The 293-nt window shown below is 72.0% G+C and carries 1 protein-coding gene; it reads right to left on the reverse strand.

The annotated features are described in order from the left end of the window. A partial coding sequence (locus tag K4G64_RS39650) for an MFS transporter (protein ID WP_221760668.1) occupies positions 1 to 293 on the reverse strand: 293 nt, incomplete at both ends.

A 293-nucleotide genomic window follows, 5' to 3' on the forward strand; every position in this document is an offset into this window, starting at 1 on the left:
TATCTGCGGCAGCGCGAGCGCGAGCGGGAAGACGACGAGCACGGGTATCCCCACGAACACCCATCGCCACCCCAACTGCTCGGTCACCGTGCCGGCGGCGAGCGGGCCGACGATCGACGGGAGCACCCAGCTCGCGGCGAACGCGGCCATGATGGCGGGCCGCAACCGCTCCGGATAGGCCCGACCGACCACGACGTACAGCGCGACGATCACCAGCCCGCCGCCGAACCCCTGCACGGCCCGGCCCAGGATGAACACCCACATCGTCCCGGCGGTCCCCGACAGCAGCAGCC

This window comes from Streptomyces sp. WAC04114 (assembly GCF_019733245.1).
GTDB classification, from domain to species: Bacteria; Actinomycetota; Actinomycetes; order Streptomycetales; family Streptomycetaceae; genus Streptomyces; species Streptomyces massasporeus_A.